The organism is Microbacterium sp. A93 (assembly GCF_051842835.1).
In genome coordinates this window covers 34,271-60,319 of sequence record NZ_JBPXMT010000002.1, presented here as the reverse complement: position 1 = coordinate 60,319, position 26,049 = coordinate 34,271, and the positions used below count along the sequence as shown (strand labels likewise).

The 26,049-nt window shown below is 68.4% G+C and carries 21 protein-coding genes, 1 tRNA gene and 1 pseudogene; 18 read left to right on the top strand and 5 right to left on the bottom strand.

Annotated features, from left to right (window positions below; translation table 11 throughout):
• Positions 1–205 precede the first annotated feature (205 nt).
• From ACSU1G_RS04575 to ACSU1G_RS04510, 14 genes are all read left to right on the top strand, one after another.
• Positions 206–1,042 carry a winged helix-turn-helix domain-containing protein gene (locus ACSU1G_RS04575; RefSeq protein ID WP_439278738.1) on the top strand — a complete coding sequence of 279 codons (837 nt, stop codon included), beginning with the start codon at positions 206–208 and terminating at the stop codon, positions 1,040–1,042.
• 184 nt (positions 1,043–1,226) lie between these two features.
• Entirely contained in the window at positions 1,227–2,675 is a 1,449-nt protein-coding gene (locus tag ACSU1G_RS04570; protein ID WP_439278737.1) for an MFS transporter, read from the top strand.
• A gap of 101 nt (positions 2,676–2,776) precedes the next feature.
• Positions 2,777–3,631, top strand: a complete 855-nt coding sequence (locus ACSU1G_RS04565) for a LuxR C-terminal-related transcriptional regulator (protein ID WP_439278736.1) — start codon at positions 2,777–2,779, stop codon at positions 3,629–3,631.
• Between the two features lie 102 nt (positions 3,632–3,733).
• Positions 3,734–4,411, top strand: a complete 678-nt coding sequence (locus ACSU1G_RS04560) for a TetR/AcrR family transcriptional regulator (RefSeq protein WP_439278735.1) — start codon at positions 3,734–3,736, stop codon at positions 4,409–4,411.
• Positions 4,412–4,458: 47 nt separating this feature from the next.
• Positions 4,459–5,286, top strand: a complete 828-nt coding sequence (locus ACSU1G_RS04555; RefSeq protein WP_439278734.1) for an enoyl-CoA hydratase-related protein — start codon at positions 4,459–4,461, stop codon at positions 5,284–5,286.
• A gap of 48 nt (positions 5,287–5,334) precedes the next feature.
• A complete protein-coding gene (locus ACSU1G_RS04550; RefSeq protein WP_439278733.1) occupies positions 5,335–6,477 on the top strand; it encodes an acyl-CoA dehydrogenase family protein in 1,143 nt (380 codons plus the stop codon).
• Between the two features lie 92 nt (positions 6,478–6,569).
• Positions 6,570–7,358 (top strand): SDR family NAD(P)-dependent oxidoreductase, encoded by a 789-nt coding sequence (locus ACSU1G_RS04545; RefSeq protein WP_439278732.1) that lies wholly within the window; start codon positions 6,570–6,572, stop codon positions 7,356–7,358.
• Between the two features lie 47 nt (positions 7,359–7,405).
• Complete coding sequence (locus ACSU1G_RS04540; protein ID WP_439278731.1) at positions 7,406–9,073, top strand: AMP-binding protein; 1,668 nt, start codon at positions 7,406–7,408, stop codon at positions 9,071–9,073.
• A gap of 74 nt (positions 9,074–9,147) precedes the next feature.
• Entirely contained in the window at positions 9,148–10,341 is a 1,194-nt protein-coding gene (locus tag ACSU1G_RS04535) for an acyl-CoA dehydrogenase family protein (RefSeq protein ID WP_439279394.1), read from the top strand.
• 5 nt (positions 10,342–10,346) lie between these two features.
• On the top strand, positions 10,347–11,156 hold the full coding sequence (locus tag ACSU1G_RS04530) for an enoyl-CoA hydratase/isomerase family protein (protein ID WP_439278730.1): 810 nt from the start codon (positions 10,347–10,349) through the stop codon (positions 11,154–11,156).
• 48 nt (positions 11,157–11,204) lie between these two features.
• Positions 11,205–12,089, top strand: coding sequence for a 3-hydroxyacyl-CoA dehydrogenase family protein (locus ACSU1G_RS04525; RefSeq protein ID WP_439278729.1), 885 nt, complete (start codon positions 11,205–11,207; stop codon positions 12,087–12,089).
• Complete coding sequence (locus ACSU1G_RS04520) at positions 12,082–13,380, top strand: acyl-CoA dehydrogenase family protein (RefSeq protein WP_439278728.1); 1,299 nt, start codon at positions 12,082–12,084, stop codon at positions 13,378–13,380. The genes ACSU1G_RS04525 and ACSU1G_RS04520 overlap by 8 nt, the downstream gene beginning before the upstream one ends.
• Positions 13,381–13,403: 23 nt before the next feature.
• Entirely contained in the window at positions 13,404–14,213 is an 810-nt protein-coding gene (locus ACSU1G_RS04515) for an SDR family NAD(P)-dependent oxidoreductase (protein WP_439278727.1), read from the top strand.
• A gap of 70 nt (positions 14,214–14,283) precedes the next feature.
• On the top strand, positions 14,284–14,838 hold the full coding sequence (locus ACSU1G_RS04510; RefSeq protein ID WP_439278726.1) for a SixA phosphatase family protein: 555 nt from the start codon (positions 14,284–14,286) through the stop codon (positions 14,836–14,838).
• A 156-nt stretch (positions 14,839–14,994) separates the two neighbouring features.
• Here the strand turns inward: ACSU1G_RS04510 and ACSU1G_RS04505 are convergent.
• A pseudogene (locus tag ACSU1G_RS04505) lies at positions 14,995–15,762 on the bottom strand (AI-2E family transporter); the annotation flags it as partial.
• Between the two features lie 195 nt (positions 15,763–15,957).
• Here ACSU1G_RS04505 and ACSU1G_RS04500 point away from each other — a divergent pair.
• Together ACSU1G_RS04500 and ACSU1G_RS04495 are read left to right on the top strand one after the other, a co-directional pair.
• Positions 15,958–16,410: a PaaI family thioesterase gene (locus tag ACSU1G_RS04500; protein WP_439278725.1), complete on the top strand. Its 453-nt coding sequence runs from the start codon at positions 15,958–15,960 to the stop codon at positions 16,408–16,410.
• Entirely contained in the window at positions 16,407–16,925 is a 519-nt protein-coding gene (locus ACSU1G_RS04495; protein ID WP_439278724.1) for a PaaI family thioesterase, read from the top strand. Before ACSU1G_RS04500 ends, ACSU1G_RS04495 begins: the two co-directional genes overlap by 4 nt.
• A 95-nt stretch (positions 16,926–17,020) precedes the next feature.
• On the opposite strand, the gene ACSU1G_RS04490 is transcribed toward ACSU1G_RS04495, so the two are convergent.
• Both ACSU1G_RS04490 and ACSU1G_RS04485 read right to left on the bottom strand, forming a co-directional pair.
• Entirely contained in the window at positions 17,021–19,255 is a 2,235-nt protein-coding gene (locus ACSU1G_RS04490; RefSeq protein WP_439278723.1) for a tannase/feruloyl esterase family alpha/beta hydrolase, read from the bottom strand.
• Between the two features lie 270 nt (positions 19,256–19,525).
• Positions 19,526–19,602, bottom strand: a tRNA-Arg gene (locus ACSU1G_RS04485).
• Positions 19,603–19,904: 302 nt separating this feature from the next.
• On the opposite strand from ACSU1G_RS04485, the gene ACSU1G_RS04480 reads away from it, so the two are divergent.
• Complete coding sequence (locus ACSU1G_RS04480; protein WP_439278722.1) at positions 19,905–21,746, top strand: phosphoenolpyruvate carboxykinase (GTP); 1,842 nt, start codon at positions 19,905–19,907, stop codon at positions 21,744–21,746.
• A 183-nt stretch (positions 21,747–21,929) separates the two neighbouring features.
• Here ACSU1G_RS04480 and ACSU1G_RS04475 read toward each other — a convergent pair whose 3' ends face one another.
• Together ACSU1G_RS04475 and ACSU1G_RS04470 are read right to left on the bottom strand one after the other, a co-directional pair.
• On the bottom strand, positions 21,930–23,114 hold the full coding sequence (locus tag ACSU1G_RS04475; RefSeq protein WP_439278721.1) for a globin domain-containing protein: 1,185 nt from the start codon (positions 23,112–23,114) through the stop codon (positions 21,930–21,932).
• Between the two features lie 127 nt (positions 23,115–23,241).
• Positions 23,242–23,694: an RrF2 family transcriptional regulator gene (locus tag ACSU1G_RS04470; RefSeq protein WP_439278720.1), complete on the bottom strand. Its 453-nt coding sequence runs from the start codon at positions 23,692–23,694 to the stop codon at positions 23,242–23,244.
• Between the two features lie 134 nt (positions 23,695–23,828).
• Here ACSU1G_RS04470 and ACSU1G_RS04465 point away from each other — a divergent pair, with 134 nt between their 5' ends.
• Positions 23,829–26,036 (top strand): RecQ family ATP-dependent DNA helicase, encoded by a 2,208-nt coding sequence (locus ACSU1G_RS04465; RefSeq protein ID WP_439279393.1) that lies wholly within the window; start codon positions 23,829–23,831, stop codon positions 26,034–26,036.
• The last annotated feature ends 13 nt before the right edge of the window (positions 26,037–26,049 follow it).

The window sequence follows — 26,049 nt, the reverse complement described above, 5'->3', positions numbered from 1 at the left end:
CGAGGAACGAATGTGACGGCCGATTGTTGTCATATGAACTACCGCGACTCGGCTGTTCCCACGGGGACGGCGACCGGCCGGCGATGGTGCCGACGGTCCAGCCGAGCCCGATCCCGCCCGGGACGTCTGTAGCGGGCATGGCCGCGATCCGGCCAGACCCGCCACCTTCGCTTCCGGACCGGCACTGACGCAAGGATTCATCACTATGACAATCAGCCCCCAGGGATACGTCCACATCTCGGTCCGCAACGCCCAGCGCCGCGCGGCACGGGTCCGCAGTTACCGCGAGCAGGGCGGTACCTATGGGAGGCCGGCTGAGCGGCAGCTCCACCCGGTCCAGAACGAGTCGGTGGAGGACACAGAGTCGATGCAGCTCGGCCCGCAGACCGCACCCACGCCGGTCCTGGCTCCCACCGGGGTCCCCGGCCCGCAGGCGGTGTCCACGGACACCGAGGCCCGCGGCTTCGTGATCTACGTGGGCATGGATGAGTCCTCAGCCTCCGCTGCCGGAACGTCCCTGACACGGCTGGCCAACGAGCTGCGCCACTACGTGGAGTCCCTGGTGCCCGGTGCCCAGTCGGCCGCAGCCGTGGCCATCGCCCCGGCCGGCGCCCCCGGCTCCGACCTCGAGGTGGTCCGCCAGGTCCTGGGCGATCCGACCATCCAGCAGGGCACCCGCCCCGACCTGCTGCAGGCACCCGCACCCGTCTCGACCCGTCAGCCCGGCGTCCTGATCGATCTGGCGCGCCGCGAGGTCCAGCTGGACGGCGAGGGGTTGAACCTCACCTACAAGGAGTTCGAGCTGCTGAACTACCTCGTGGAGAACGGCGGCCGCACGGTGGGCCGCGACGAGCTGCTGGAATCCCTGTGGAAGAACTCCGACGAGGTGCCCAACGAGCGCACCATCGACGTCCACATCCGCCGGCTGCGCTCCAAGCTGGGCCGTCTCTCCGGCACCGTCCGGACCGTGCGCGGCCAGGGCTACCGCTTCTACGAGCACCCCGAGGTCGTGGTCTGGGCAGCACCTGAGTACAGTATCTGACGCCAGCTGGCCCTCCATCGGCCCCACGGTCCCTACGCGCGTGGGGCTGCGGGGTGGCCGTTCCGGTCTCAGGGGGAGGTGGTGGACTACCCCCTTCGGGGGGTACTGCCTTCTTTGACCTTGCCTCGATACTTGTGAATCACATCACATCGATGTTGTTCCAGATGATTCGAGGAGAGACCCCGTGGACTACAAGACAATTGAGTCAGACCCGCCTTTGGCGGATCGACAAACCTCCCGGCGCGCCGACGTGACTCCGATGGTCTCGCCGTCCGTGGCCGAGGAGGGCGGGGCCAAGAAGACGTCGATGGGCAGGGTGGCGTTCGCGACGACCATCGGCACGACGATCGAGTACTACGACTTCTTCATCTACGGCACGGCGGCAGCGCTGGTCTTCCCGGCGCTGTTCTTCCCCGCATTGGGGCCGGTGGCCGGTACGGTTGCCTCCTTTGCCACCTTCGCCGTGGCGTTCCTCGCCCGACCGGTCGGGGCCGTCATCTTCGGCCACTACGGCGACCGCATCGGACGCAAGCGCGCCCTGATCGTCACGCTGCTCATCATGGGGGTTGCAACAGTTCTGATCGGACTGCTGCCTGCTCCTGGCGCGCTCGGGGAGTTCGCCGTGGTCGCCCCCATCCTGCTGGTGACCTTGCGGTTCGTGCAGGGGTTCGCCGTCGGTGGTGAATGGGCCGGTGCCGCCCTGATGGCGGCCGAATACGCGCCCCCGAAACTCCGGGGCTTCTACAGCTCCCTGCCGATGCTCGGCCCGGCGCTGGCTTTCGGGTTGGCCAGCGCCACCTTCCTCGTCACCAACATCACGCTGGGCGACTCCTCGGATGCCTTCATGGAGATCGGCTGGCGGGTCCCGTTCATCCTCAGCGCGGCGCTGGTCGCCGTCGGGCTGTGGATCCGGGTGAGCATCGAGGAGACTCCGGTGTTCCAGGCGGAGCAGGAGGCTGCGCGGGGTCGGGCCGCACGCGGCGAATCCGCTCCGCGTCCCCTGCCCGTGCTGGAAGCGATCCGTCATCAATGGCGGGAAATGGTGCTCGGCGGGGTGGCTTTCACCTCGCTGTTCGCCTTCTTCTACATCGGCACCTCCTTCCTGACCAGCTACGGTTCGAGCGCCATGGAGCTTCCGCGCAATGAGGTCCTGTTGGCTGGGGTCTTCGCCTCCGTGTTCTTCGCCGGCGCCACGGTGCTCTCCGGGAGACTCTCGGACCGTATCGGGCGGAAGAAGGCGCTCCTGATGGCCGGGGGCATCGCGGTTCCCTGGTCACTCGTCCTCTTCCCGATCCTCGACGCCGGGGCTTCCGCCGGCGGCGGCATGGTCGTATTCACCGCCGGCGTGGCCGTCACCCTCATGATCGTCGGATTCATGTTCGGCCCGGCGGGCTCCTTCCTGCCAGAGCTGTTCCACACCCGCTACCGGTACACCGGGGCCGGCATGGCCTACAGCCTGGCCGGGATCCTCGGTGGGGCCCTGCCGCCCCTCGCGGCGGTCGGGCTGGCCGGGATGTTCGGGGGTGGCGCCGTTGGCATCATGCTCGCCGCCATCGCGGTTCTGAGCCTCGTCATGACTTTCCTTCTGAGGGAGACCAGAGGCACCGATCTCAGCGGCGACAGTGGCAGGTGACCGGGCGGTACCCCGTCAGACCCTTGAGGCGACCGGCGGGGCGCGGCTACATTGGTGAAAATCTGCGATCCGATGGATGCGGAGGCTTGGAGGCCACGGTGATGACCGGCAATCCTGCGGAGATGTTCCGTCCCAGCGACAGGGATCTCATTAAGTCGGCCCTCCGCGATCTCGGTACGCAGTCTGCAGGGGAGGTGTTGTTCGGCGGGATGGTCGGCAGAACCCATCTGAACATCTCGGAGATGTTCGGCAGTCGGACCCGGAGCATCGTGGGTGTCCAGGTCCCCCTGGGTTCGGGACTCGGCGGGTGGGCCATGCGGCAGGAGCGGCCGGTGGGCGTCTCGGACTATTTCGCCGCTGCGGAGATCACCCACGAGTTCGACCAAGTCGTCCGTGTTGAAGGCCTATGGTCCATGCTGGCCATCCCTGTGGTGGTTGATGGAACCCCCCGTGCGGTCATCTACGCGGCCACGAGGGACCGAGTGCAGTTCGGCGACCGCATGGCCCGGACTTCCATGCTCAAGGCCCAGCAGGTCGCGGAGGAGCTCAAGATCCGCGATGAGGTGGACCGCAGACTGGGGATCCTCCGGGTGGCGGCGGCGTCTCCCGAGGATGATGTACGGGACCTCCAGGACGCCGTGCGAGTGGCCCACGCGGAGCTCATCGCCCTGGCGCATGCCCATCCAGGCAGTGAGATCGCAGAGTCCGTCCGTGCGGTGGCGGCCTCGCTGGTCGAGAGACCGCCGATCGGGGAAAGTGCGCCTCGCCTCTCGCCGCGGGAGCTCGACGTGCTCTCACAGGTGGCGCTGGGCTGCAGTTATCCGGAGGTGGCCCAGCGCCTGTCCCTGAAACCGGGCACGGTGAAGAGTTACATGCGCACCGTACTCACCAAGCTTGATTGCACCAATCGAGTTGAGGCCGTGGTGACGGCGCGCCGGTGGCGCCTGCTGCCCTGACCGAGGTCGACCTCTTGACACCATCCCGTGGGTATGACTACGCTCGCTGAGTGAATGAACATTCATTCACTCTGAACTCGAATTCATCACGAGGAGAACGCCATGGCAACGACCATCGACTCCGCGCCGGCCAAGGCACCGGCCGAGGCCGCCCGCGCCGCCCGGTCGGATGCCCGGACCCGTCAGCTGCTTGCCGCGGCGGCGCGCCTGATGGAACGCAGTGGCTCGCATAGCGTTTCCATGCAGTCCGTCGCCGCTGAGGCAGGGGTCTCCGTCGGTCTGATCTACCGCTATTTCGCGAGCAAGGAAGAGTTGGTCCAGGCGGTCATCGTCGGGGTGCTGGATGACATGTCCCGGAGCCTCGACGAGGCCGTGGGCATGGACGGGGACCCGGTCCGCCGGGTCGCCTCGGCCTTCGCGGCCTACTGCTCGGTCATCAGGGACAACCTCCAGGCCGTCCTGCTGACCTACCGAGAATCGAACACCTTGGGTAAGGAGGGGCGCCGGATGATCAAGGAGCTGGAGATCCAGACCGCACAACCCCTGCGTGAGTCCGTGCAGGACGCCAAGGATCGAGGACTGCTCCGTGACCTCGACGTCCAGCTCTACTCCTACGACCTGCTCATGGTGGCGCATTCCTGGGCACTGAAGAACTGGTACTTCGCCCCGCTCATGAGCTTCGAGGGCTTCGTCCGGAACCAGACCGCGCACCTTTTGTCCGCTGCCCTCCACCCGGACAGGCGCCAGGACTATTCCGACCTGCTCGGCGACCTGGCGTAATCTGCCGCACCCGATACCGAAAACCGCTTGATCCAGAGAGGACCATCATGACCACCACCATTGCCCAGTCCCACACCGAAGCCGGCTTCGAAGACATCCTGTACGTGCGCCGCAACGCAGCCGCCGTCATCACCATCAACCGTCCCGAGCGCTACAACTCCTTCCGGGCCCAGACCGTCGAGGAACTGATCAAGGCCTTCAAGCTGGCCTGGGCGGATCGTGGCGTGCAGGCCGTCATCCTCACCGGCACCGGTGAGAAGGCTTTCTGCACCGGCGGGGACGTCAAGCAGCGGGCGGAGACGGGCGACTACGGTCCCTCCGAGTCCGGGATGTTCGAGATCGGTCTGCTCCACAAGACGGTCCGGGACATCCCCAAGCCCGTCATCGCCGCCGTGAACGGGCTGGCCATCGGGGGAGGGCACGTGCTGCATGTGCTCTGCGATCTCACCATCGCTGCGTCCACCGCCCGGTTCGGTCAGGCCGGGCCGAAGGTCGGCTCCTTCGACGCTGGCTTCGGCTCCGCCTACCTCGCCCGTGTGGTCGGTGAGAAGCGGGCCCGCGAGATCTGGTACCTGTGTCATCAATACGACGCCGAGACCGCAGAGCGCTGGGGCCTCGTCAACCGTGTGGTCGCGCCGGAGGCACTCATGGATGCCGCCCTCGAGTGGGCGGACGAGATCGCCGCGAAGTCACCCACGGCCATCCGCTTCCTCAAGCAGTCCTTCAATGCCGATACCGAGAGCCAGGCCGGTCTGTCCGCTATGGCGATGTCTGCGCTCGACCTCTATGCGGTGTCTGACGAGGGCATGGAGGGCGCCCGGGCCTTCGCCGAGAAGCGGGCGCCCGACTTTGCCTCCAAAGTCGCCTACCACTGACCTGCACCATCATGTGCCGGCACCACCACTCACCACAAGGGAGCACCCATGGACTTCGACATCGATGACCGAATGCAGGGATTCATTGACGCAGCTGCTGCCGTGTCCGAGGAGCTCGCGCCCGGCTACCAGCAGCGGGAGAAGGACCTGGTCATCGACCCCGAGCTCCGCAAACACATGGGGGCACAGGGGCTCATCGCCCCGGAGATCCCTGAGGAGCTCGGGGGCCGGGGTGAGCGCGCCCTGACAGCCGGCATGATCACCGAGCAGATCTCCCGCGGAGACATCAACGTGGGTTACGTCCAGGTCGTCGGCTCCTTGGTGGGCCAGATCCTGGCCCGCAACGCTCATCCTGAGGTGGCCAAGACCTGGGTGCCGAGGATCACCAGCGGTGAGGACATCGTGGCCATCGGCCTGTCCGAGCCCACGGGAGGATCCGACGCTGGCAACCCGGACATGACCGCGGTGCGCCGGGACGGCGGCTGGGTGCTGAACGGCACCAAGTCCATGTCCTTCGCCCTGCATGCCGGCGCCACCGTGGTGTTCGCCCGCACCGAGGAGGGCCGCCGCGGACGCGGCATCAGCGCCTTCCTGGTGGAACTGGACCGGGACGGGGTCGAACGCCAGGGTACCCCGGACATGGGCACCAAGTGCGTGGGCCGCGGGTTCGTGGAGTTCACCGACACCTGGATCCCGGAGCAGAACCTGCTCGGGGCCGCCGGCAAGGGCTTCACCGAGGTCATGCAGGGCTTCGACTTCTCCCGCGCCCTGATCGGACTTCAGGTGATCGGCGCCGCTCAGGTCACCCTGGATGAGACCTGGGAGTACACGAGCCAGCGGATGGCCTTCGACCAGCCCGTCAGCTCCTTCCAAGGGGTGGCGTTCCCGCTGGCCGAGGCTGACACCCTGCTGACGGCCGCACGCGTGCTCTGCCAGAAGACCCTCTGGCTCAAGGACGCTGGCCGGGCTCACACCAAGGAAGCTGCCATGTGCAAGTGGTGGGCGCCCAAGACGGCCTACGACGTCATCAACCAGTGCCTGCTCAGCCACGGCCAGTTCGGCTACCTGACCACATTCCCGATCGAGCAGCGATTGCGCGACGTCCTGGGTCTGCAGATCGGCGACGGCACCGCGCAGATCATGAAGCTGATCATCTCCCGGAACAATGTCGCCCGCGAGTTCGCACCTTAACCGGGCCGACGGACGGGCCATGCGCCTGCCCCCTTCCATCGATCCACCACGAGACATCCACCAGCATTTCCCGCGGCCCCAGGAGGACCAACATGACTGAGACCACCGAAACCAATTCAGCACCCGCCACCAACGACCAGAACCTCACCGGACGCATCTGCATCGTCACCGGTGCCGCCAGCGGCATCGGCAAGGGCATCGCCATCCGGCTGGCGGCCGAAGGCGCCGTCGTGGTGGTGGCCGATCTCAACGTGGAGGCAGCCGAGTCCACCGCGGCCGACCTCGGTGGCGGCGCGATCGGAGTCTCTGTGGACGTCTCCAACCGGGAGGCGGTGGACGCCATGACCTCGACGGTCATGGACCGCTTCGGCCGGATCGACGTGCTCGTCAACAACGCCGGGTGGGACAAGGTCGGCCCCTTCCTGGAGTCCGAGGTGGAGATCTGGGACCGGGTGATCGGGATCAACCTCTACGGCACGCTGCACTGCTGCCAGTCGGTGGTCCGGGTCATGAAGGACCAGGGTCACGGCACCGTGGTGAACATCGGCTCAGACGCAGCCCGCGTGGGGTCCTCCGGCGAGGCCGTCTACTCCGCCTGCAAGGGTGGCGTGGTCGCCTTCACCAAGACCCTGGCCCGCGAGACCGCACGGTATGGGATCACCGCCAACGCAGTCTGCCCCGGGCCGGCCGACACCCCGCTCTTCGCCGCCATCGCCGAGGAGAACCCCAAGCTGCGCACCGCACTGGAGAAGTCCATCCCGCTGCGCCGGCTCGCCCAGCCCGAGGACCTGGCCAACGCCGTGGCGTTCATGGCCTCTCCCGCCTCCTCTTACATCACCGGCCAGACGCTGTCCGTCTCCGGTGGACTCACCATGCTCTGAGGCCTGGCCCACCGCCCGGCCCGTCGCCCTACGCGAGGACCAACACCATGCCGAATACCTTTGAGATGCTCCTCACCGACGAGGAGACCGAACGCTTCACCGCCTCCGGCCATTGGCGCAACCGACTGCTCATCGACTACCTGGACGATGCTGTGGCGGCCCACCCGGACCAGACCGCCATGATCGACATGGCCGGGTCCCACACCTATGCCGAGCTGGCCGAGGACGTGTCGGACACCGCCCACGCCCTGATCGAGGCCGGGGTGAAGCCCACCGACGTGGTCTCCATCCAGCTGCCGAACTGGCACGAATGGATCGTCATCCATCTGGCCTCCATGCGCGTCGGTGCCGTCACCAACCCGCTCATCCCGATCTACAGGGACCGCGAGATCGGCTTCATGGCGGCCACCGCGAAGGCCTCGGTACTGTTCATCACGGAGGAATTCCGCAAGTTCGACTACACCGCCATGGTGGACCGCCTGCGCCCCGAGCTGCCGGACCTGCGGGAGACCATCGTGGTGCGTGGCGCCGTCGACCGCGAGGGCTTCACCTCGTGGGACGACTTCCGCGCCTCCGGGCGCCGCCGGCGCGAAGAGGACCCGGCGGACCTGGCCGCCCTCAAGCCGGAACCGAACGACCTGGCGCTGATCATGTTCACCTCCGGTACCACGGGAAAGCCCAAGGGCGTCATGCACACCCACAACTCCGTGCTGTCCGGCGGTCTGCCCTGGCCGGACCGGTTGGGTCTGGACCACACCTCCGTGATCCACATGGCCTCGACCTTCGGGCATCTCACCGGGTACCTCTACGGCGTCGAGCTGCCTCTCATGCTCGGCGGGACGGGCGTGTACCAGGACGTCTGGAGTCCTGAGCGATTCGTGGAGCTGGTGGAAGAGCATGGCATCAACCACACCTCAGCGGCCACGCCGTTCCTGCACGACCTGCTCGGCGCCAAGAACCTGGCCGAGCATGACGTGAGTTCGCTGCGGCACTTCTGCTGTATGGGCGCCCCGATCCCGCGGAGCTTCGTCACCCAGGCCCGGGAGCTGCTGCCGGAGATGAGCGTCTTCGGCGGCTGGGGCCAGACCGAGTGCTGCCTCGTCACCATGGGACATCCCTCCGATCCCGAGGAGAAGATCATCTCCACGGACGGGCGAGCCCTGGACGGCATGGAGGTGCGCATCGTCGATTTCATGGGGGGAGAGGCTCCGGCGGGGGAGGAGGGCAAGCTGCAGGTCCGCGGCCCGTTCCTGTTCCGTGGCTACCTCGGCCAGCTGGACCAGGCCCGCGAGGAGTTCGATGGCGACTGGTTCGATACCGGTGACCTTGCCACGAAGGACGAGGACGGGTATATCCGCCTGGCCGGCCGCACCAAGGACGTCATCATCCGCGGCGGGGAGAACATCCCGGTGGCCTACGTGGAGAACGTGCTCTACGAGCACCCGGACGTCGAGGTCGCCGCCGTCGTCGCCATCCCCCACGAGCGTCTGCAGGAGACCGCCGCCGCCGTGGCCATCCTCCGTGCCGGCGCCGCGGAGCTGACCCTGGACGGGCTCAAGGTGTACCTGGAGTCCAAGGGGGTGGCGAAGCCGTACTGGCCGGAATCGCTCACCATCGTGGACGACATGCCCCGGACCCCGTCCGGCAAGATCCAGAAGTTCCTCATCCGCAAGCAGCTCATCGAGCACCTGAGTCAGGGAGACCAGCAGTCATGACCACCACCACGAACACCAGCACGACGCCGGCTCCGGCACCGTCCGCAGACCTCTCCGGCTCCTTCTTGGGTCCGATGGACCTGACCGGGCTGGACGGATTGTTCTCCGCCGAGGAGAAGGACCTGGCGCTGAAGGTCCGGTCCCTCGTGGACGAGGTGATCCGCCCGAACATCGCCGACTGGTATGACCAGGCGGTCTTCCCCACCGAGATCATCCCCGAACTGGGCAAGCTCGGGGTGCTGGGCATGCATCTGGAGGGCTACGGCTGCGCCGGCCGCTCAGCCGTGGAGTACGGGCTGGCCGCCCAGGAGCTGGAGGCCGGGGACTCCGGGCTGCGGACCTTCGTCTCGGTGCAGGGCTCGCTGGCGATGTCCGCGATCCACAAGCACGGATCCGAGGCACAGAAGAACGAGTGGCTGCCGCGGATGGCCTCCGGTGAGGCGGTGGGCTGCTTCGGGCTGACCGAACCCACCGCGGGCTCCGACCCGGCTGCGATGATGACCAACGCGAAGCAGGACGCCAACGGGGACTGGGTCCTCAACGGCTCCAAGCGGTGGATCGGACTGGCGAACCTGGCCGACGTGGCCATCATCTGGGCCCAGACCGGGGAACACGGCGAGGGCCGCGGAGTCCGCGGCTTCGTGGTCCCCACGAACACCCCCGGCTTCAAGGCCGAGGTGATCTCCCAGAAACTGTCCATGCGGGCCTCCGTGCAGTGCGAGATCCACCTCGAGGACGTCCGCTTGCCCGCCGAGGCCATCCTGCCAGCGGATTCGGCGATCGGGCTCAAAGGCCCGTTCCAGTGCCTGAACGAGGCCCGCTACGGGATCATCTGGGGCGTCATGGGCGCGGCCCGCGACTCCTTCAACGCCGTGCTGGACTACTCCGCGACCCGGATGCAGTTCGGAACCCCGCTGGCCGGGTTCCAACTGACCCAGGCCAAGCTCGCGGACATGGCCGTGGCCATCAACAAGGGCTACCTGCTGGCCCACCAGACCGGCCGCATCAAGGACGGCGTCCTGCCCGGCTCGGTCACCCCGGCGATGATCTCCACCGGCAAGCTGGACAACTGCCGGGTCGCGATCGGCATCGCCCGGGACGCCCGGGAGATGCTCGGCGGCAACGGCATCACCCTGGACTACTCACCGCTGCGCCACGCCAACAACCTGGAATCAGTGCGCACCTACGAGGGCACCGATGAGGTCCACCAACTCACCATCGGCCGCCACCTCACCGGCATCGGCGCCTTCACCCGGACGGAGGCCTGATCTCGATGACGGAGCAGACCGGGCAGCAGACCCAGCCCGAGGAATTCGAGACGATCCTCGCCCAGGTGGGGGACGGCGTCGGGACCATCACCATCAACCGTCCGGACAAGCGCAACGCGCTGTCCAAGACGGTACTGGCCGAGATCTCGCGGATCCTGGACGTTTGGGAGGAGAACGAGGCCGTGCGCGCCGTCATCTTCACGGGCGCCGGTGAAAAGGCCTTCGTGGCCGGTGCGGACATCTCCCAGCTGGCGAACTACGACCTGACCTATGGGCTGGCCGCCCATATGCAGCGTCTCTATGACCGGATCCAGGACTACCCCAAGCCCACCCTGGCGGCCCTCAACGGGGTCGCCATGGGCGGCGGGCTGGAGCTGGCCATGAGCTGTGACATCCGGATCGCCGCGGAGAACGCGAAGATGGGGCTGCCGGAGACCACACTGGGGGTGCTGCCCGGTGCCGGCGGCACCCAGCGTCTGTCCCGGCTGGTGGGCACCGGCCGGGCCGTCGAGATGATCCTGACCAGCAGGATCCTCATCGCCGAGCAGGCCGAACGCTACGGCCTGGTCACCGCGGTGGTACCGGGTGCCGAGCTGATGGCCACAGCCGCCGAGACGATCGCGGCCATCCTCACCAAGGGGCCCCTCGCGATCCGGCTGGCCAAGCTGGTCATCGCCCAGGGGGCCGAGACGGACCAGAAGACGGGCCTGTTACTGGAGCGGTTGGCCCAGACCCTGCTGTACACCACAGAGGACAAGGCTGAAGGCGCCGACGCCTTCCTGGGCAAGCGAACCCCGGAGTTCCGGGGCCGCTGAGTTGCACCGGCGGGCAACGGCAGGCAACTGCAGAAAGCGAAGGACAACATGACGGAACATCCGGCGGGGCAGACCCCGCAGATCCGGAACATCGTGGTGATCGGCTCGGGGGCGATGGGTCGACAGATCGGCATGGTGGCCGCCGTGGCCGGATTCAGCACCACGGTCCAGGACGTCAGCGAGGATGCGGTGCGAAACGCCGAGCAGGACATGCGCACCTGGTTGGACGGTCGCGTGGCCAAAGGCCGCATGGACCAGCCTGCGGCGGACGCGGCGTGGGCGAACCTCGAGTTCACCACCGGACTCGAGCAGGCCGCAGCCACCGCCGACCTGGTGGTCGAGGCCGCCACGGAGAGGCTGGACGTCAAGCGGTCCATCTTCACCCGGCTGGACGGGCTCACCCCGGAACACACGATCCTGGCCACGAACTCCTCGACCTACGGGTCATCGGCGGTGGCCGACGCCACGAACCGGCCGGACCGCGTGTGCAACATGCACTTCTTCAACCCCGCGCTCGTGATGAAGTGCGTGGAGGTGGTCCGCCACGGGCAGACCTCGGACGCCACGGTGGATGCCGTGATGGCGGTGGCCCAGGCCATGGGCAAGGAACCGGTCCTGCTGAACAAGGAGATCCCCGGCTTCGTGGCGAACCGGCTGATGGGGGCCATCCGCGCCGAAGCCCTCGAGTTGCTGGACGGCGGGGTGGCCTCCCTCGAAGACATCGACACCGCGGCGAAGACCGCCCTGGGACACCCCATGGGCCCCTTCGAGCTGATGGACCTCGTGGGGCTGGACGTCACCTACCTCATCCGCCAGGCCCACTATGACGAGACCGGCGACGAGGCGGAGAAGCCGCAACGGCTGCTGGAGGAGAAGTACCGAGCCGGCGAGTTCGGCCGCAAGACCGGAAAGGGTTGGTACAGCTATGACTGAGGCGACTGAGGAGATTGGCCTGCCGGTTCCCCCGGCCGCGGGTTCCGGAGGCTGGGGCCAGGACACCCAGGACTACCTCGGCGCCCTGGCGGCGGGGCTCACCCGGCCGCGAGACACGGACTACCTGCGGTTGGAGGATGGCCTGCCCGACGACGCCCGGCGAGTCCGCGCTGCGGTGCGGGCCTTCGTGGACGGGCACCTGCTGCCCGTGATCAACGGGTACTGGGAACGGGCGGAGTTCCCCTACGAGTTGGTGGACCCGCTGGCCGCCACCGGTGTGGTCGGCGGGGCGATCACCGGATACGGGGCCGCTGGGCTCTCCCGGTTGGCCGCCGGGCTGGCCACCGCCGAGCTCTCGCGCGGTGACGGGTCAATGAACACCTTTTTGGGCGTCCAGGCCAACCTGTCCATGGGCACCATCAACATGCTCGGCTCCGAGGAGCAGAGGCAGCGCTGGCTGCCCGACATGTCCCGCCTGCAGAAGATCGGGGCCTTCGCCCTGACCGAGCCGCGGCACGGATCGGACTCGGTCCACCTGGACACCACCGCCCGGCGGGATGGCGACCACTGGGTGATCAACGGTGCCAAGCGCTGGATCGGCAACGGGTCCATGGCCCACCTGGTCATCATCTTCGCCCGCGACGAGTCCGATGGGCAGGTCAAGGCTTTCGTCATGGAACGCGATGACCCACGCGATCCAGGGAACCGGCCCGAGGGATTCAACTATCAGACCATCACCGGCAAAGTCGGCAAGCGCGCCATTCTGCAGGCGGACCTCGAGTTCGAGGATCTGCGTATCCCGGACGACAACCGCCTCCCCGGGGCCAACAGCTTCAAAGACGTCTCCCGGGTGCTCTCCACCACGCGCGGCGGGGCTTCTTGGGAGGCTCTAGGCCACGCGACCGCCTGTTTTGAGGCGGCCGCCGCCTACGCCGAGTCCCGTGAACAGTTCGGCCGGCCGATCGGTGCGAACCAGCTGGTGCAGAACTCCCTGGCCCGCATGTTGGCAGACCTGACAGACATCCAGCTGATCTGCCACCGGATGGCCCAGCTCCAGGAGGCCGGGACGTGGACCGGCACCATGGCCTCGATTGCCAAGATGCAGACCGCCGAGAAAGCCCGTTGGATCGCGCGAGAGGCCCGGGACATCCTGGCCGGTAACGGCCTGCTCCTGGACTTCCACGTGGCCCGTCATCTGACGGATATGGAGGTCGTGCACACCTACGAGGGAACGGGCGGCATCCAGTCGTTGCTGATCGGCCGGAAGATCACCTCGATCAACGCTATGTGACCCGATCCGAAAGGAACTCCACCATGGACCACGCGTCCGCTGAACAGACTGCACCCCGGACAGGAACGGAACTGGAGGGCCGCCGGATCCTCGTTGTCGGGGTGGGCGGCATCGGCGCAGCCGTCGTGCGGCGGCTGGTCGGGCGCGGCGCCACCGTGTTCGGGACCTACCATTCGCGTTCCGGTCCGGCCGAGGAGCTGGGTGCCTCCCTGCCGGAGGGGCGCTGGGCGGGCGCGGCGGGGCTGGACGCCACCGATCCGGCGGCGGTGGCCGCCGTCGCCGGTCCGGGCGGCGCCGCTGAGCGGGCCATGGGCGGGATGGACACCCTCGTGGTGACCACCGGGCACCGCCACGGACTCGGGTTCTTCGCGGCCTCGGATCCGCAGCAGACCGCGGAGGTAGTGGCCACCGAGCTGCTGGGGCCCATGAACCTCGTTCGGGCTGTGCTTCCGGCCCTGCAGGAGTCCGGCTTCGGTCGGATCGTGATCGTGGGATCGGACAGCGGAAAGGCGGGAACGCTCGGGGACGCCGCCTCTTCCGCAGCTCGCGCGGGGGTGGCCGGCTTCGTGCGGGCCATGGCTCGCGAGACGGCTCGGAAGGACATCACGGTCAACGTGGTCAGTCCCGGCCCGACCGGCACCGAGATGCTCGCCGGCATGTTGGCGGATGACGGACTGGCCGGGAAGGTCATGAAGGGAACCGTCAAGGCCATCCCGAAGGGACGCACGGGAGAGCCCGAGGAGATCGCCGAGGCGGTCGCCTATCTGGTAGGACCCTATGCAGGGTTTACCACCGGCCAGGTGCTCTCGGTCTCCGGTGGCCTGACCATGTGACCGGCCCCCGGCCCTCAGCCCCGCGCCCGCCGCCCCGGCAGGGGCCGTGAAGCCGACGTACGCTGGGACCATGATTGCCGACGTCGTACGCCCCGAACGTCCCGATACCACCGGGGAGAAGACGCTGATCATCCTGCGTCACGCCAAATCGGACTGGCCCCTCGGGGTGACGGATCATGACCGTCCGCTGGGCGGGCGCGGCACCCGGGAGGCGCCGGAGGCCGGGAAATGGCTCGTCCGGCAGAACCTGTACCCCGAGATGATCCTGTGCTCGGACGCCGTGCGGACCCGCCAGACCTGCACCTGGGTGTGCAGCGAGCTGGGGGAGAAGGCGCCGACCCCCTATCTGGACTCGCGGCTCTATGAGGCCGACGCCGCCCGCGCCCTGGCCGTGATCAACGAGACCGAGGAGCAGGTGCGCACGTTGATGGTGATCGGGCACATGCCGTGGGTCCAGGACCTCGGGATGCGGCTCGCCTCCGTGGAATCGGACGAGGAGGCGGTGGTGACGATGGCCGAGCGTTACCCGACCCTGGGCCTGCAGGTCTTCCGGATCCCGGGCGCGTGGGCCACCCTGGACGGCCGCGACGCGCGGATGACGCACTTCACGGTGCCCCGGCCCTAGCTGCACTGGCCTGACCCCACTGGCTAACCCCGCGGAACCCCTGCGGTTCAGACCTTCGAGTCCTGGCGGGGCACGAGCACCCGGCGGATGATCAAGAGGACGGCCGAGGACCAGGTGGAGGGCGAAGACCACCACCGCGTTGGCCAGGACGAGGACGACCATGCCCGCGAGGTAGGCGCCCACGGACTGCGTGATCTCCTCCGTGAGGTCCTCGACCCCCGGTCGGTTCCGTGCGGGTGCCAGGCGGTAGAGGGCCTGCTTCATGGACTGCATCGAGGCCAGGAAGTACAGGGCGAGCACGAGGATGATCAGCGCCCCGGAGACTCCGTTGGCGATCCCCAGGACGGCCTGCAGGGCTCCGCCGCCGATCATGGCCAGGCTGTTGAGATCGGTGAGGAAGCCCTCGACCTGGGTGGTGAGCGTGCCCAGGCCCTCGCCGAAGGCGGACTCCAGCCGGGCGAAGAACTCGGAGGTCATGAAGTCGTCCACCATGCCGGGGATGCCCTGGATGAAGTTGGCGACCTGCTGCACCACGGTGGGCACGATCAGCCAGAGTACCCCCGCGATGACGAGCAGGAAGGCCAGCACGGTGATGCTGATGCCCCAGGCGCGCGCGAGGCCGCGCCTCTCGATGGCGCGGACGGCCGGATCGAGGGCGAGCGCGAGGAACAGGGCCAGCACGATATACACGAGGACCGTGGTCAGACTGGTCCGGGCCGCGCCGAGCAGGAGCGCGGCCAGGCCGCCGAGGGTGAGGACGAAGCCGAAGGGGTGGCCTACCGCATTCAGCGCCACCCTCAGCTTCGAGCGTGTGCTGCCGTGGTCGTGCGCCGCGGCCGGGGAGGGGGGCGCTGCGTCGGCGGGCTCGGCGGGCTCGTTGGGCTCGTCGGGCTCGTCGAGCGAGCGAGGGTCTTCGGTGGTCATGGTCCCCATTGTCAGTCACGCGCCGGTTCCTGTCTTGCGCGCCGCCACAGTGATCCTGCCGCACCGCAGTGATGATGACCGTGGTTCGGCACGATCGCTGTGGGGGGTGGGGTTCCCGACGGCGGGCCCCGGGGGCCCGCGAAGAGGGCACCCTCGCGGGCAGTATAGGAGGCCAGACCAGAGGAGTGTGAAGTGATGACAGATCATCAGCAGGAGGTCCCGGGAGCGATCCCGGATGTGTCCCTGGCAGCTGCCAGCCGGTTCGTGACCGGATCCGGATTCGTGATGGAGGAGGTCACGGCCACCTCCGTCACCGGTCACGCCGAGTTCGGTCCGGACCAGCACACACCGTGGGGCGTGGTCCACGGCGGTGTCTACACCACCATCGTGGAGAGCGCCGGCAGCGTGGGCGCCAGCCGGGCCGTGCTGGAGAGGGGCCAGTTCGCGGTGGGCGTGCACAACGCCACCGATTTCCTGCGACCGGCCAGTAGCGGCCGGGCCCTGGTCCGGGCCACCGCCCTGCATCAGGGCCGCACCCAGCAACTGTGGGAGGTGGTCATCACGGCGGCGGAGAGCGGTAAGGACCTGGCCCGGGGCCAGCTGCGACTGCAGAACGTGCCGCTGCCGGCAACGGGGGAGGGCCGGTGAGCGCCGCTCCGCGGCAGGCCCGTCAGACGGTGGTCCACTGGGAGGACACTGCTGAGGCCATGGCGGCGCTGCCGGAACTGGCGGGTCTCGAGTTCCTGCGCCGCATGGCCTCGGGCGAGCTGCCGGGACCACCGATCTCCGGCCACGTCAGGATGGACCTGGTGGAGGTGGAGGAGGGCACGGTGGTCTTCCGCTGCGAGCCGGATGAATCCCACTACAACCCCATCGGCGCCGTGCATGGCGGACTGATGTGCACCGTCCTGGACTCTGCGCTGGGCTGTGCGGCCCACTCCACCCTGCCGGCCGGCATGGGATACACCTACATCGACCTCACCGTGAACTACCTGCGCCCTGTCCGGGCGGACAGCGGCCCGCTGAGGTGCACGGGAACCGTGGTCAAGCCCGGGCGGCGGGTGATCTTCGCTGAGGCCGAGATGGTGGACGCCGTGGGCCGGGCCGTGGCCACCGCAACCGGCTCCCTGCTGGTGTTTCCGATCGGGCCTGACGCGGCTTGACCGAGCTTGACCGAGCTTGATCGAAAAAGGCCCCACCCCGCCGACTGGCGGGGTGGGGCCCTTCTCGATCGGGTAGACCGGAGGTGACTCTCGGATCAGTCCTGCGGCAGCTGATCGTAGCCGGAGAGCACCTTGGCCACCTCGGCGCGGATGATCGGCCGGTCCGGGCGGAAGTCGCCGTTGCTGTAACCGACCACCAGCTCCTGGGCCGCGAGCCAGGAGATGGCCTTCTGGTGGGTGCTGCCCGCGGGTACATCCGGGAAGGTGGGCTCGGTGCCCTCAGCAGGCTCCGGTGCCGCCACGCGGTAGAGGAACGAGGCGAACTCGCCGCGCGTCACCTCGTGGCCCGGCTTGAAGGTGCCATCCGCATAACCCCGGGTGATCTCCTTGGCCTGCGCCCAGGAGATGGCATCGTAGAACGAATGACCTTCCGGCACGTCCGGGAACGTGGCGCCGTCCTCGACAACCTCCTCACCCGAGTACCGGTACAGGAACGCCAGCGACTCGCCGCGGGTGATGTTCCGGTGGGTCCCGAAGCTGCCGTCCACGTAACCCGTGGAGACCCCGGTCAGCTGCATCCAGCGCACCGGCTGGTAGTACCAGGTCTCCTGATCGGTGTTGTCGGTGAAGTCCGCCGGCACCTCGGCCGGTGACTGACACTCGAAGCTCGCGGCATCCTCCGGGTCGCCCTCGGTGTAGACGGCCACCTCGGGGTAGGCACAGAGCGGGCGGCTGCGGTCCTTGGACCAGTCCGCGGGCAGGGCGGTGCTGGTGGGGTTGACCCAGGCCTTCAGACTGCCCGGCTGCTCGCCGTCCTCCACCCAGTTCACGAGGGCGGCCAGCGAGTCATGCTGATCGGTGGCCGGCCCGCCGGAGACGTGGTCCATGCCCGGCACCTCGTAGAACTGCACGAAGTCCGAGGCGTCTCCGCCGTGGGCCTCCTCCAGCTCCCGGTACCAGGTGGCGGTGTCCTCCATGGAGAACACCCCGTCCGAGGCGCCGTGGATGACCATCATCTTGCCGCCGGTGGCCTTCAGGTCCTGGTACTCCAGGTCCGGAGGGGTCATGAAGTCCATGCCGCTCTCGGTGTAGATGCCAGAGGTGGCGTAGATGGACGCGTTCGCCTCATCGATGTCCAGGTCCATGACGAAGTCACGGAGCGCGTTCATCGGCGGGGCGTAGGGCGGGGCCGAGAAGACGTACCCCACCGCCGTGGAGTCCAGCTGGATCGGTGCGAAGAACTTCCAGAAGCCCCAGCCGCCGTTGACGATCCCCGGATCGTAGGCGAAGGAGCTGTAGATCTCCTCGCCGTCAGAGGTGGTGGCGCCGGCGAAGACCTTCGTGACCACGCCCTTCTGGTCCTCGCTCAGGCAGGTGCCGTCCCGATCGGCCTCGCAGGTCGGCACGTGCTCGGCCACGGAGAAGACCTCCTGGCAGTCTGCACTGGCCTGCACCATGCCGTCCTCGAGGCCGTCCAGATCGTCACACTGCTCGAGGATGGCGTTGGCCAGCACCACGCGCTCGTCCTGGGTCAGGGCCGTGTTCAGGTCCTCGCTGGTGGCCACCGAGTCCCACTGCTGGGCGCCCCAGAGCTGGGCGGTGGCGGCCTGTGGCAGGTTGAATCCGGGCGCCAGGGCCAGGAACCCGTCGTAGTCCTCCGTGTACCGGGAGGCTCCGATCATGGTGTGCCGACCGCCGTTGGACCCGCCGGTCATGTACGAGTAATCGGGTGCCACGCCGTAGCGTTCCTCCACCAGGGCCTTGGCCATGGGGGTCAGGGTGCCCACGGCCTGGTAGCCGTAGTCCAGACGGGCCTGGGGGTCCATCCCGAAGCTCGGGTTCTGGGCCCCGGTGTGGCCGGCGTCGGAGCTGATCACGGCCATGCCCATCTGTAGGCCGCTCTCACCACCGCCGACCCCGCCGGTCGCGGGGACCACGCTGCCGTCCATGCCGCCGTTGGCCTGGTACAGGTACTGCCCGCTCCACTCGGAGGGTAGGCGCATCTCGAAGCCGATGGCATAGGTCTTGTCGTCGACCTCGGACACGCGCTCGTTCATCTTGCCCTTGACGAGGCAGTGCTCGCCGATGGGGGCTCCCCGATTGGACAGGGTCCCGGCCGTGACCACCTCGGCCGAGGTGATCTCGGTGGACTCGAAGTCGAAGGCGGTCAGGTCCGCGCAGGCCGTGGGGGTGGGGGCCGGAGCGGCTGCCGGTTGCCCGGAGGCCAAGGCCGGCGCGGCGCCCGTGAGCGCCAGGGCCAGGGCGGCGACGCCGGCCAGGAGGCCGGTGCGGCCGCGGCGCCTGCCGCGCGGTGTGGGTTCGCTGCTCATCTCAACACCTCCCCTGGGAGTGGAATCTGAGCCCCCGGAGTCTGGCGGGGCGTGCGGGAACAAGACGGTGTTTCACGGTGATGTCCTTTCACAGGAGGGACCGCCTCTGCGCCAGGAGCTGCGATGGCGTGATGTGTGTCACATCGAGGCGATGTCGTCATGCTAGGACAATCCGTTGTGGGCCACAACGGTCGGAGACTTCAATGGAGTGAGCGGACCCGGGCATAAAAAAACCCGGACCGAAGTCCGGGTGTGTGGCCTGCTGGCCTGTGGTGCGCCCTAAGGGATTCGAACCCCTGACCTCCTGTTCCGTAGACAGGCGCTCTATCCAGCTGAGCTAAGGGCGCATCGGCCGCGATCGGCCTTGAAAGACTATACCGGCCCACCCGGTGTTCACCAAATCTTCCTTGGTCCGGGCTGTCCCAGCCCTCCCTGGGAGGTGCGGCGCGCGTAGGAGGTGCGTGGCCGGCGTCGTGCCTTGGGGATCCGGCGGGTGGACGTCAGGTGGCGTCACCGGGAAATCCATGGAGGGTCCGTGGGTAGAATGGCGAGCGGAGACGGTGTACGCACAATGGGGTGCCGGCCGGCCACGGCCGCATTCCCCTGTGCCTGACCGGAATGCACCCGCAACCCAATGGAGGGAACCCTCATGGCCAACAACTCCTCACTCGCGTTCGCAGATCGCGCCGTGGCGGAAGCGCCGACCAGCTACGGCAAGCTGCTTGATTGGGTGAAGGAGGTTGCCGAGCTCACGGAGCCGGACTCCGTGTATTGGGTGGACGGATCCCAGGAAGAGTACGACCGCCTCGCCGGGCAGCTCGTGCAGGCCGGAACCTTCGTCAAGCTCGACGATGACAAGTTCCCGAACTCCTATGCCGCCTTCTCCGACCCGGCCGATGTGGCCCGGGTGGAGGACCGCACGTTCATCTGCTCCGAGCAGGAGGAGGACGCCGGCTTCACCAACAACTGGATGGACCCGGCCGAGATGAAGGGCATCCTGAAGGACACCTTCAAGGGCTCCATGCACGGGCGCACCATGTACGTGATCCCCTTCGTCATGGGCCACCTCGATGCCGACGACCCGAAGTTCGGCGTCGAGATCACGGACTCCGCCTACGTGGTGAACTCCATGCGCATCATGGCCCGCATCGGCACCGATGTGTTGCAGAAGATGGAGGAGACCCAGGCGTTCTTCGTCCCGGCCCTGCACTCCGTGGGCGCCCCGCTGGAGGAGGGGGACGCCGATGTGGCCTGGCCGTGCAACGAGACCAAGTGGATCGTGCACTTCCCCGAGGAGCGCTCGATCTGGTCCTACGGCTCCGGCTACGGCGGCAACGCCCTGCTGGGCAAGAAGTGCTACGCCCTGCGCATCGCCTCGGTGATGGCCCGGGACGAGGGCTGGCTGGCCGAGCACATGCTGATCCTGAAGCTGACCAACCCCCAGGGCAAGTCCTACACGATCTCGGGCGCCTTCCCCTCGGCCTGCGGCAAGACCAACCTCGCGTTGATCGATCCGACCATCGAGGGCTGGAAGGCCGAGACCCTCGGTGATGACATCACCTGGATCCGTCCCGGCAAGGACGGCGAGTTCCGGGTGGTCAACCCCGAGTCCGGCTACTTCGGTGTGGCCCCCGGCACCGGGTGGTCCACCAACCCGAACGCCATGAAGGCCATCACCCAGGGCAACTCGATCTTCACCAACGTGGCCCTGACGGATGACGGCGGCGTGTGGTGGGAGGGCATGACGGACGAGGTCCCGGCGCACCTGACCGACTGGCGGGGCAACGACTGGACCCCCGAGTCCGGCACCAAGGCGGCCCACCCGAACTCCCGCTTCTGCACCCCGATCGATCAGACCGAGATGCTGGCCGACGAGTACCACGAGCCCAACGGGGTCAAGCTGGACGCCATCCTGTTCGGCGGCCGCCGCAAGACCACCATCCCGCTGGTGACCGAGTCCTTCGACTGGGAGGACGGCATCTTCAAGGGCGCCACCCTGTCCTCGGAGACCACGGCCGCCGCCGCGGGTGCCGTGGGCGTGGTCCGCCGCGACCCGATGGCCATGCTGCCCTTCATCGGCTATGACGCGGGCGACTACCTGGAGCACTGGGTCAAGGTCTCCGGCGAGGTCGATCCGGCCAAGCTGCCGCGGATCTACCTCGTCAACTGGTTCCGCCGCAACCGGGACGGCGGCTTCGCCTGGCCCGGTTTCGGGGAGAACTCCCGCGTGTTGAAGTGGGTCGTGGAGCGCCTCGAGGGCACCGCCGATGCCACCGAGACCCCGATCGGCCACGTCCCCACCCCGGAGGCACTGGACCTGACCGGGCTGGACCTCTCGGACGCGGACCTCGAGGACGCCCTGCGGGTGGACCCCGAGGAGTGGAAGGACGAGGTGGCCTCCATCGAGGAGTGGTTCGCCCGCTTCGGCGACTCCCTGCCCGCCTCGATCGCCAGCCAGCTGGACGGGCTGAAGCGGCGCGTCAACGGCTGACCCCTGCCTCAACACGGCCGCCCGGTACCTCGCTGGTACCGGGCGGTTGCGTTTAACGGCCTGGGGCCGGCGTCGGGAAGGGGGATTCTCGACGCCGGCCCCAGGGCTCGGCGAGACGGTGCGGCTTCGGTGCCCGGTGGCATGAGGGCCGGGGACTGAAGCGGCTCAGGCGGCTCAGGCGACTCAGGCGGCGAGCCAGAGGTCCGGGCCGAAGACCTCGTAGTGGATGTCCGTGGCGGGGATGCCGGCGGCGATGGCCTGGGAACGGACGGCCTTCATGAAGGGCAGCGGCCCGCAGAGGTAGAGCTTGGCGTTGGCCGGCAGCTCGACGTGGCGGAGGTCCATGAAGCCCTCGCGCGCTGCCAGCTCCGCGGCGGCACCGGCGGTGTCCTCGAGCCACAGGGTGAGATCCGCGTTCGGCAGGGCGGCGAGGGACTCGCGCATCTGCTCCTTCAGGGCCCAGTCCTGCTCGGTGCGCTCGGCGTGCAGCACGAGGACCTGGCGGTCCGAGGCCTCCTGGGCCAGGGTCTGCAGCGCCGAGGCGCTCGGGGTGCAGCCGATCCCGGCGGTGGCCAGCACGATCGGGCCGCCGGTGGTGTCCAGCGTGATGTCCCCGTACGGGTTGGACAGCTCGATCACGTCACCCACGGCGATGTGCGCGTGCAGGTGCGGGGAGACCTCGCCGCCCTCATCCAGCTTGGTGGTGAACACGCGCGAGGTGGTGGAGGTCGCGTCCTCGGACAGGGAGTACTGGCGGCACTGGCGCAGCCCATCCTGCAGTGTCACGCGCACGGAGACGAACTGACCCGGGCGGCCCGCGGTGGCGGGGGTGTCGTCGGCGGGTTCGAAGCGGAAGGTGATGCTGCCGCGGCCGGCGGCCTCCTTGGCCACCAGGCGCCACGGGGTCCAGATCTGGTCATTGGCCTGCTGGGCGTAGAGGCCCTTCTCGATCTTGATCAAGGCGTCCGCCATGAGCCAGTAGACCTCGGTCCAGGCGGCGGCGACCTCGGCGGTCACTGCCTCGCCCAGGATCTCCACGATCGCCGCGAAGAGGTGCTCGTAGACGATCTGGTACTGCTCCTCGACGATGCCGAGGGAGGTGTGCTTGTGGGCGATCCGGGACAGGACCTGCTCCGGGAGGGTGTTCGGGTGGTCGATCAGGTGCTGGGCGAAGTGGACGATGGCCCCGGCCAGGGCCTTCTGCTGGGTGGCGTTGCTCTGATTGGCGCGGCTGAAGAGTCCATCGAGCAGCTCTGGGCGGGCCTCGAACATCCGGGCGTAGAACCTGGGGGTGATCTGCTCATCCATGTGTGCTGCCACCACGGGGAGGGTGGCTTCTATGACGGGGCGGGCGGTGTCCGAGAGCATGGAGTGACTCCTTCGTCAGCGATACTTGCATTCGGTATGCAAGATTCATGATCTCAGTTCTACACCGTGTAGAAGTCGAGCGCAAATCGAGGCGCCGCGGGCGCGTTGGACGAGGTGACAGGCCCCGTCAGCGGGTGGGGAGGGTGGGCATCGGCAACCGGACCAGGGAGTCGGTGCCGGTGAGGTCTGCCACGGTGGTGCCGTCCAGCTCCGCGTAGAACGCCTCCCGGGCCCGGGCCAGGGAGCGGCGCAACCGGCAACCCTCCAACAGGGGGCAGGCGTGTCCGTTCGGGGAGTCCTGTCCGGTGCAGTCCACGATGTCGGTCTGCGTGTCGAGGTCACGCAGCAGTGCGCCGATCGACAGGGCCATTCCCACCGGCGTGATCCGCGCGCCACCGTTGCGGCCCCGCGTCACGTCCAGCGCCCCGCGCCGCTTCAGCTCCAGGATGGCCTTGCTCACGTGGTTGTACGGCGTGCCGACCGCATCGGCGATGTCCCGGCCCGTCATCTGACGGTCGGGGCGGGCACCCAGGAGCATGAGGGTGCGCAGGCAGACGTCGCCGAACGCGTTGAGTTTCACGTGGCCATTATCCCAGACGACTCGATCTCCCGCCCCAGTCCGGTCCTGCACAGGGCGCTGTGCCGGTCTCCGGATCCACCGTGTGGCACACCGGGCGCAGGGATGTCCGTGGGGGCTGGAATACTGGCGCCATGATGCAGAACGACACCGACCCCGGCACAGACCACGAGCCCGGCACCGGCACCGACAGTGGCCGCGCCGCCTTGCGGGCGGAGGCCCGGGAGATCCTGAGCCGGCTGGTGGGCCGGGAGGACGCGGACTTCCATCCCGGCCAGTTCGAGGCGATCGAGGCGCTGGTGGCCGACCGGCGCCGGGCGCTGGTGGTGCAGCGCACCGGCTGGGGCAAGTCCGCCGTGTACTTCGTGGCGTCGCTGCTCCTGCGGACCCGGGGGGCTGGTCCCACGCTCATCGTCTCGCCGCTGCTGGCCCTGATGCGGGATCAGGTGGCGGCTGCCGCCCGGGCGGGGGTACGGGCGGAGGCCATCAACTCGGCGAATCCCACCGACTGGGACCGGATCCGTGAGCGGTTGGCGGAGGATTCGGTGGACGTTCTGCTGGTGTCCCCGGAGCGGCTCAACAACCCGCAGTTCCGGGACGTGCAGCTGCCGGACCTGATTCGCCGGACCGGCCTGTTGGTGGTGGACGAGGCGCACTGCATCTCGGACTGGGGGCACGACTTCCGGCCTGATTACCGGCGCATCCGGGACCTGATCGCGCAATTGCCCGGGGACGGGAACCGGTCCGTCCCGGTGCTGGCCACCACGGCCACGGCCAATGAGCGGGTGGTCCAGGATGTGGCCGAACAGCTCGGGGTGGACGGCGCCGGGGACGTCTTCGTCCTCCGCGGCCCGCTGGCCCGGTCCTCGCTCCGGCTGGGGGTGCTGCGCATGCCGAGCCCCGCCAGCCGGCTGGCCTGGCTGCTGACCCACCTGGACGCCCTGCCCGGGTCCGGGATCGTCTATACGCTGACCGTCTCGGCCGCCGAGGACACGGCGAGGGCGCTGCGGGAGGCCGGCCACGAGGTGGCGTCCTACACGGGGCGGACGGACCCGGAACAGCGGGCCGAGCTGGAGCAGGCGCTGAAGGAGAACAGGGTCAAGGCCCTGATCGCCACCTCCGCGCTCGGCATGGGGTTCGACAAACCGGACCTGGGCTTTGTGGTGCATTTCGGGGCGCCCAGCTCCCCGGTGGCCTACTACCAGCAGGTCGGCCGCGCGGGGCGTGCCACGGACCATGCCGATGTGCTGCTGCTGCCCGGCCCCGAGGACCGCGACATCTGGCGGTACTTCGCCACCACGTCCATGCCGGACGAACACCGGGCCCGCGCCGTGCTGGGTGAACTGGAGGCGGCGGGTAAGCCCCTGTCCGTACCGGCCCTGGAGACCCGGGTGGACCTGAAACGGACCCCCTTGGAGCTGCTGCTCAAGGTCTTGGCCGTGGACGGTGCCGTGGAGCGCACCCAAGGCGGGTGGAGGCGCACCAGCGAGCCGTGGACCTATGACGGGGAGCGCTACGGGCGGGTGGCACAGGCCCGTTTGGACGAGGAGAAGCTCATGCTGGACTACGAGCACACATCCGGGTGCCGGATGGAGTTCCTGTCCCGGGTGCTGGACGATCCGGACGCGGCACCCTGCGGCCGGTGTGACAACTGCGCCGGTCCCTGGTTCCCCACCTCGATCGACGAATCAGCCCAGGGCAACGCCTCGAAGGCACTCGGCCGGGTCGGCGTGGAGATCGAGCCGCGGCGCAGCTGGCCCAGCGGCATGGACCGGCTCGGGGTCCCGCTCAAGGGACGGATCCCGGAGGAGTCCCAGGTGCTGGAGGGCCGCGCCGTGGCACGGCTGACGGACCTGGGCTGGGGAGGGCGGTTGCGGACCCTGTTCGCGGACACCGAGTCCGGGCCCCAGGACGCCCCCATCGACCGGGACCTGCTGCAGGGTGCCGTGCAGGTCCTGGCGTCCTGGGAGTGGGCGGAACGGCCCATCGCCGTGGTGTCCGTGCCATCCCGGTCCCGGCCCCAGCTGGTGGGGTCCTTCGCGGAAGGCATCGCGCGGATCGGGCAGTTGCCGTATCTGGGGTCCCTGGAGCTGGTGGACGGCGGTCCTCGCGGGGAATCCGGCGGCAACAGCGCGTTCCGGCTGGCCGCGGTGTGGCAGATGTTCACCGTGCCGGAGGGACTGGCCGCCCAGCTGGCTGCCGCTCGCGAGGCCGGCCGGCACGGGCCGGTGCTGCTGTTGGATGACCGGACGGAGAGCCGGTGGACCCTCACGGAGGCCGGCCGCGTGCTGCGTCAGGCCGGTGCCAGCGGTGTCCTGCCCTTCGTGCTGGCGCTCAACGGTTAGCGCGGCCCGCTGG

What these genes read in the sequence shown, in the direction of transcription:
- ACSU1G_RS04520 (WP_439278728.1), top strand. Translation starts at nt 12,082, where the DNA reads ATGACTGAGGCGACTGAGGAGATTGGCCTGCCGGTTCCCCCGGCCGCG.
- ACSU1G_RS04555 (WP_439278734.1), top strand. Translation starts at nt 4,459, where the DNA reads ATGACCACCACCATTGCCCAGTCCCACACCGAAGCCGGCTTCGAAGAC.
- ACSU1G_RS04530 (WP_439278730.1), top strand. Translation starts at nt 10,347, where the DNA reads ATGACGGAGCAGACCGGGCAGCAGACCCAGCCCGAGGAATTCGAGACG.
- ACSU1G_RS04525 (WP_439278729.1), top strand. Translation starts at nt 11,205, where the DNA reads ATGACGGAACATCCGGCGGGGCAGACCCCGCAGATCCGGAACATCGTG.
- ACSU1G_RS04515 (WP_439278727.1), top strand. Translation starts at nt 13,404, where the DNA reads ATGGACCACGCGTCCGCTGAACAGACTGCACCCCGGACAGGAACGGAA.
- ACSU1G_RS04545 (WP_439278732.1), top strand. Translation starts at nt 6,570, where the DNA reads ATGACTGAGACCACCGAAACCAATTCAGCACCCGCCACCAACGACCAG.
- ACSU1G_RS04565 (WP_439278736.1), top strand. Translation starts at nt 2,777, where the DNA reads ATGACCGGCAATCCTGCGGAGATGTTCCGTCCCAGCGACAGGGATCTC.
- ACSU1G_RS04510 (WP_439278726.1), top strand. Translation starts at nt 14,284, where the DNA reads ATGATTGCCGACGTCGTACGCCCCGAACGTCCCGATACCACCGGGGAG.
- ACSU1G_RS04480 (WP_439278722.1), top strand. Translation starts at nt 19,905, where the DNA reads ATGGCCAACAACTCCTCACTCGCGTTCGCAGATCGCGCCGTGGCGGAA.
- ACSU1G_RS04535 (WP_439279394.1), top strand. Translation starts at nt 9,148, where the DNA reads ATGGACCTGACCGGGCTGGACGGATTGTTCTCCGCCGAGGAGAAGGAC.
- ACSU1G_RS04500 (WP_439278725.1), top strand. Translation starts at nt 15,958, where the DNA reads ATGACAGATCATCAGCAGGAGGTCCCGGGAGCGATCCCGGATGTGTCC.
- ACSU1G_RS04540 (WP_439278731.1), top strand. Translation starts at nt 7,406, where the DNA reads ATGCCGAATACCTTTGAGATGCTCCTCACCGACGAGGAGACCGAACGC.
- ACSU1G_RS04465 (WP_439279393.1), top strand. Translation starts at nt 23,829, where the DNA reads ATGCAGAACGACACCGACCCCGGCACAGACCACGAGCCCGGCACCGGC.
- ACSU1G_RS04475 (WP_439278721.1), bottom strand. Translation starts at nt 23,114, where the DNA reads ATGCTCTCGGACACCGCCCGCCCCGTCATAGAAGCCACCCTCCCCGTG.
- ACSU1G_RS04490 (WP_439278723.1), bottom strand. Translation starts at nt 19,255, where the DNA reads ATGAGCAGCGAACCCACACCGCGCGGCAGGCGCCGCGGCCGCACCGGC.
- ACSU1G_RS04560 (WP_439278735.1), top strand. Translation starts at nt 3,734, where the DNA reads ATGGCAACGACCATCGACTCCGCGCCGGCCAAGGCACCGGCCGAGGCC.
- ACSU1G_RS04550 (WP_439278733.1), top strand. Translation starts at nt 5,335, where the DNA reads ATGGACTTCGACATCGATGACCGAATGCAGGGATTCATTGACGCAGCT.
- ACSU1G_RS04575 (WP_439278738.1), top strand. Translation starts at nt 206, where the DNA reads ATGACAATCAGCCCCCAGGGATACGTCCACATCTCGGTCCGCAACGCC.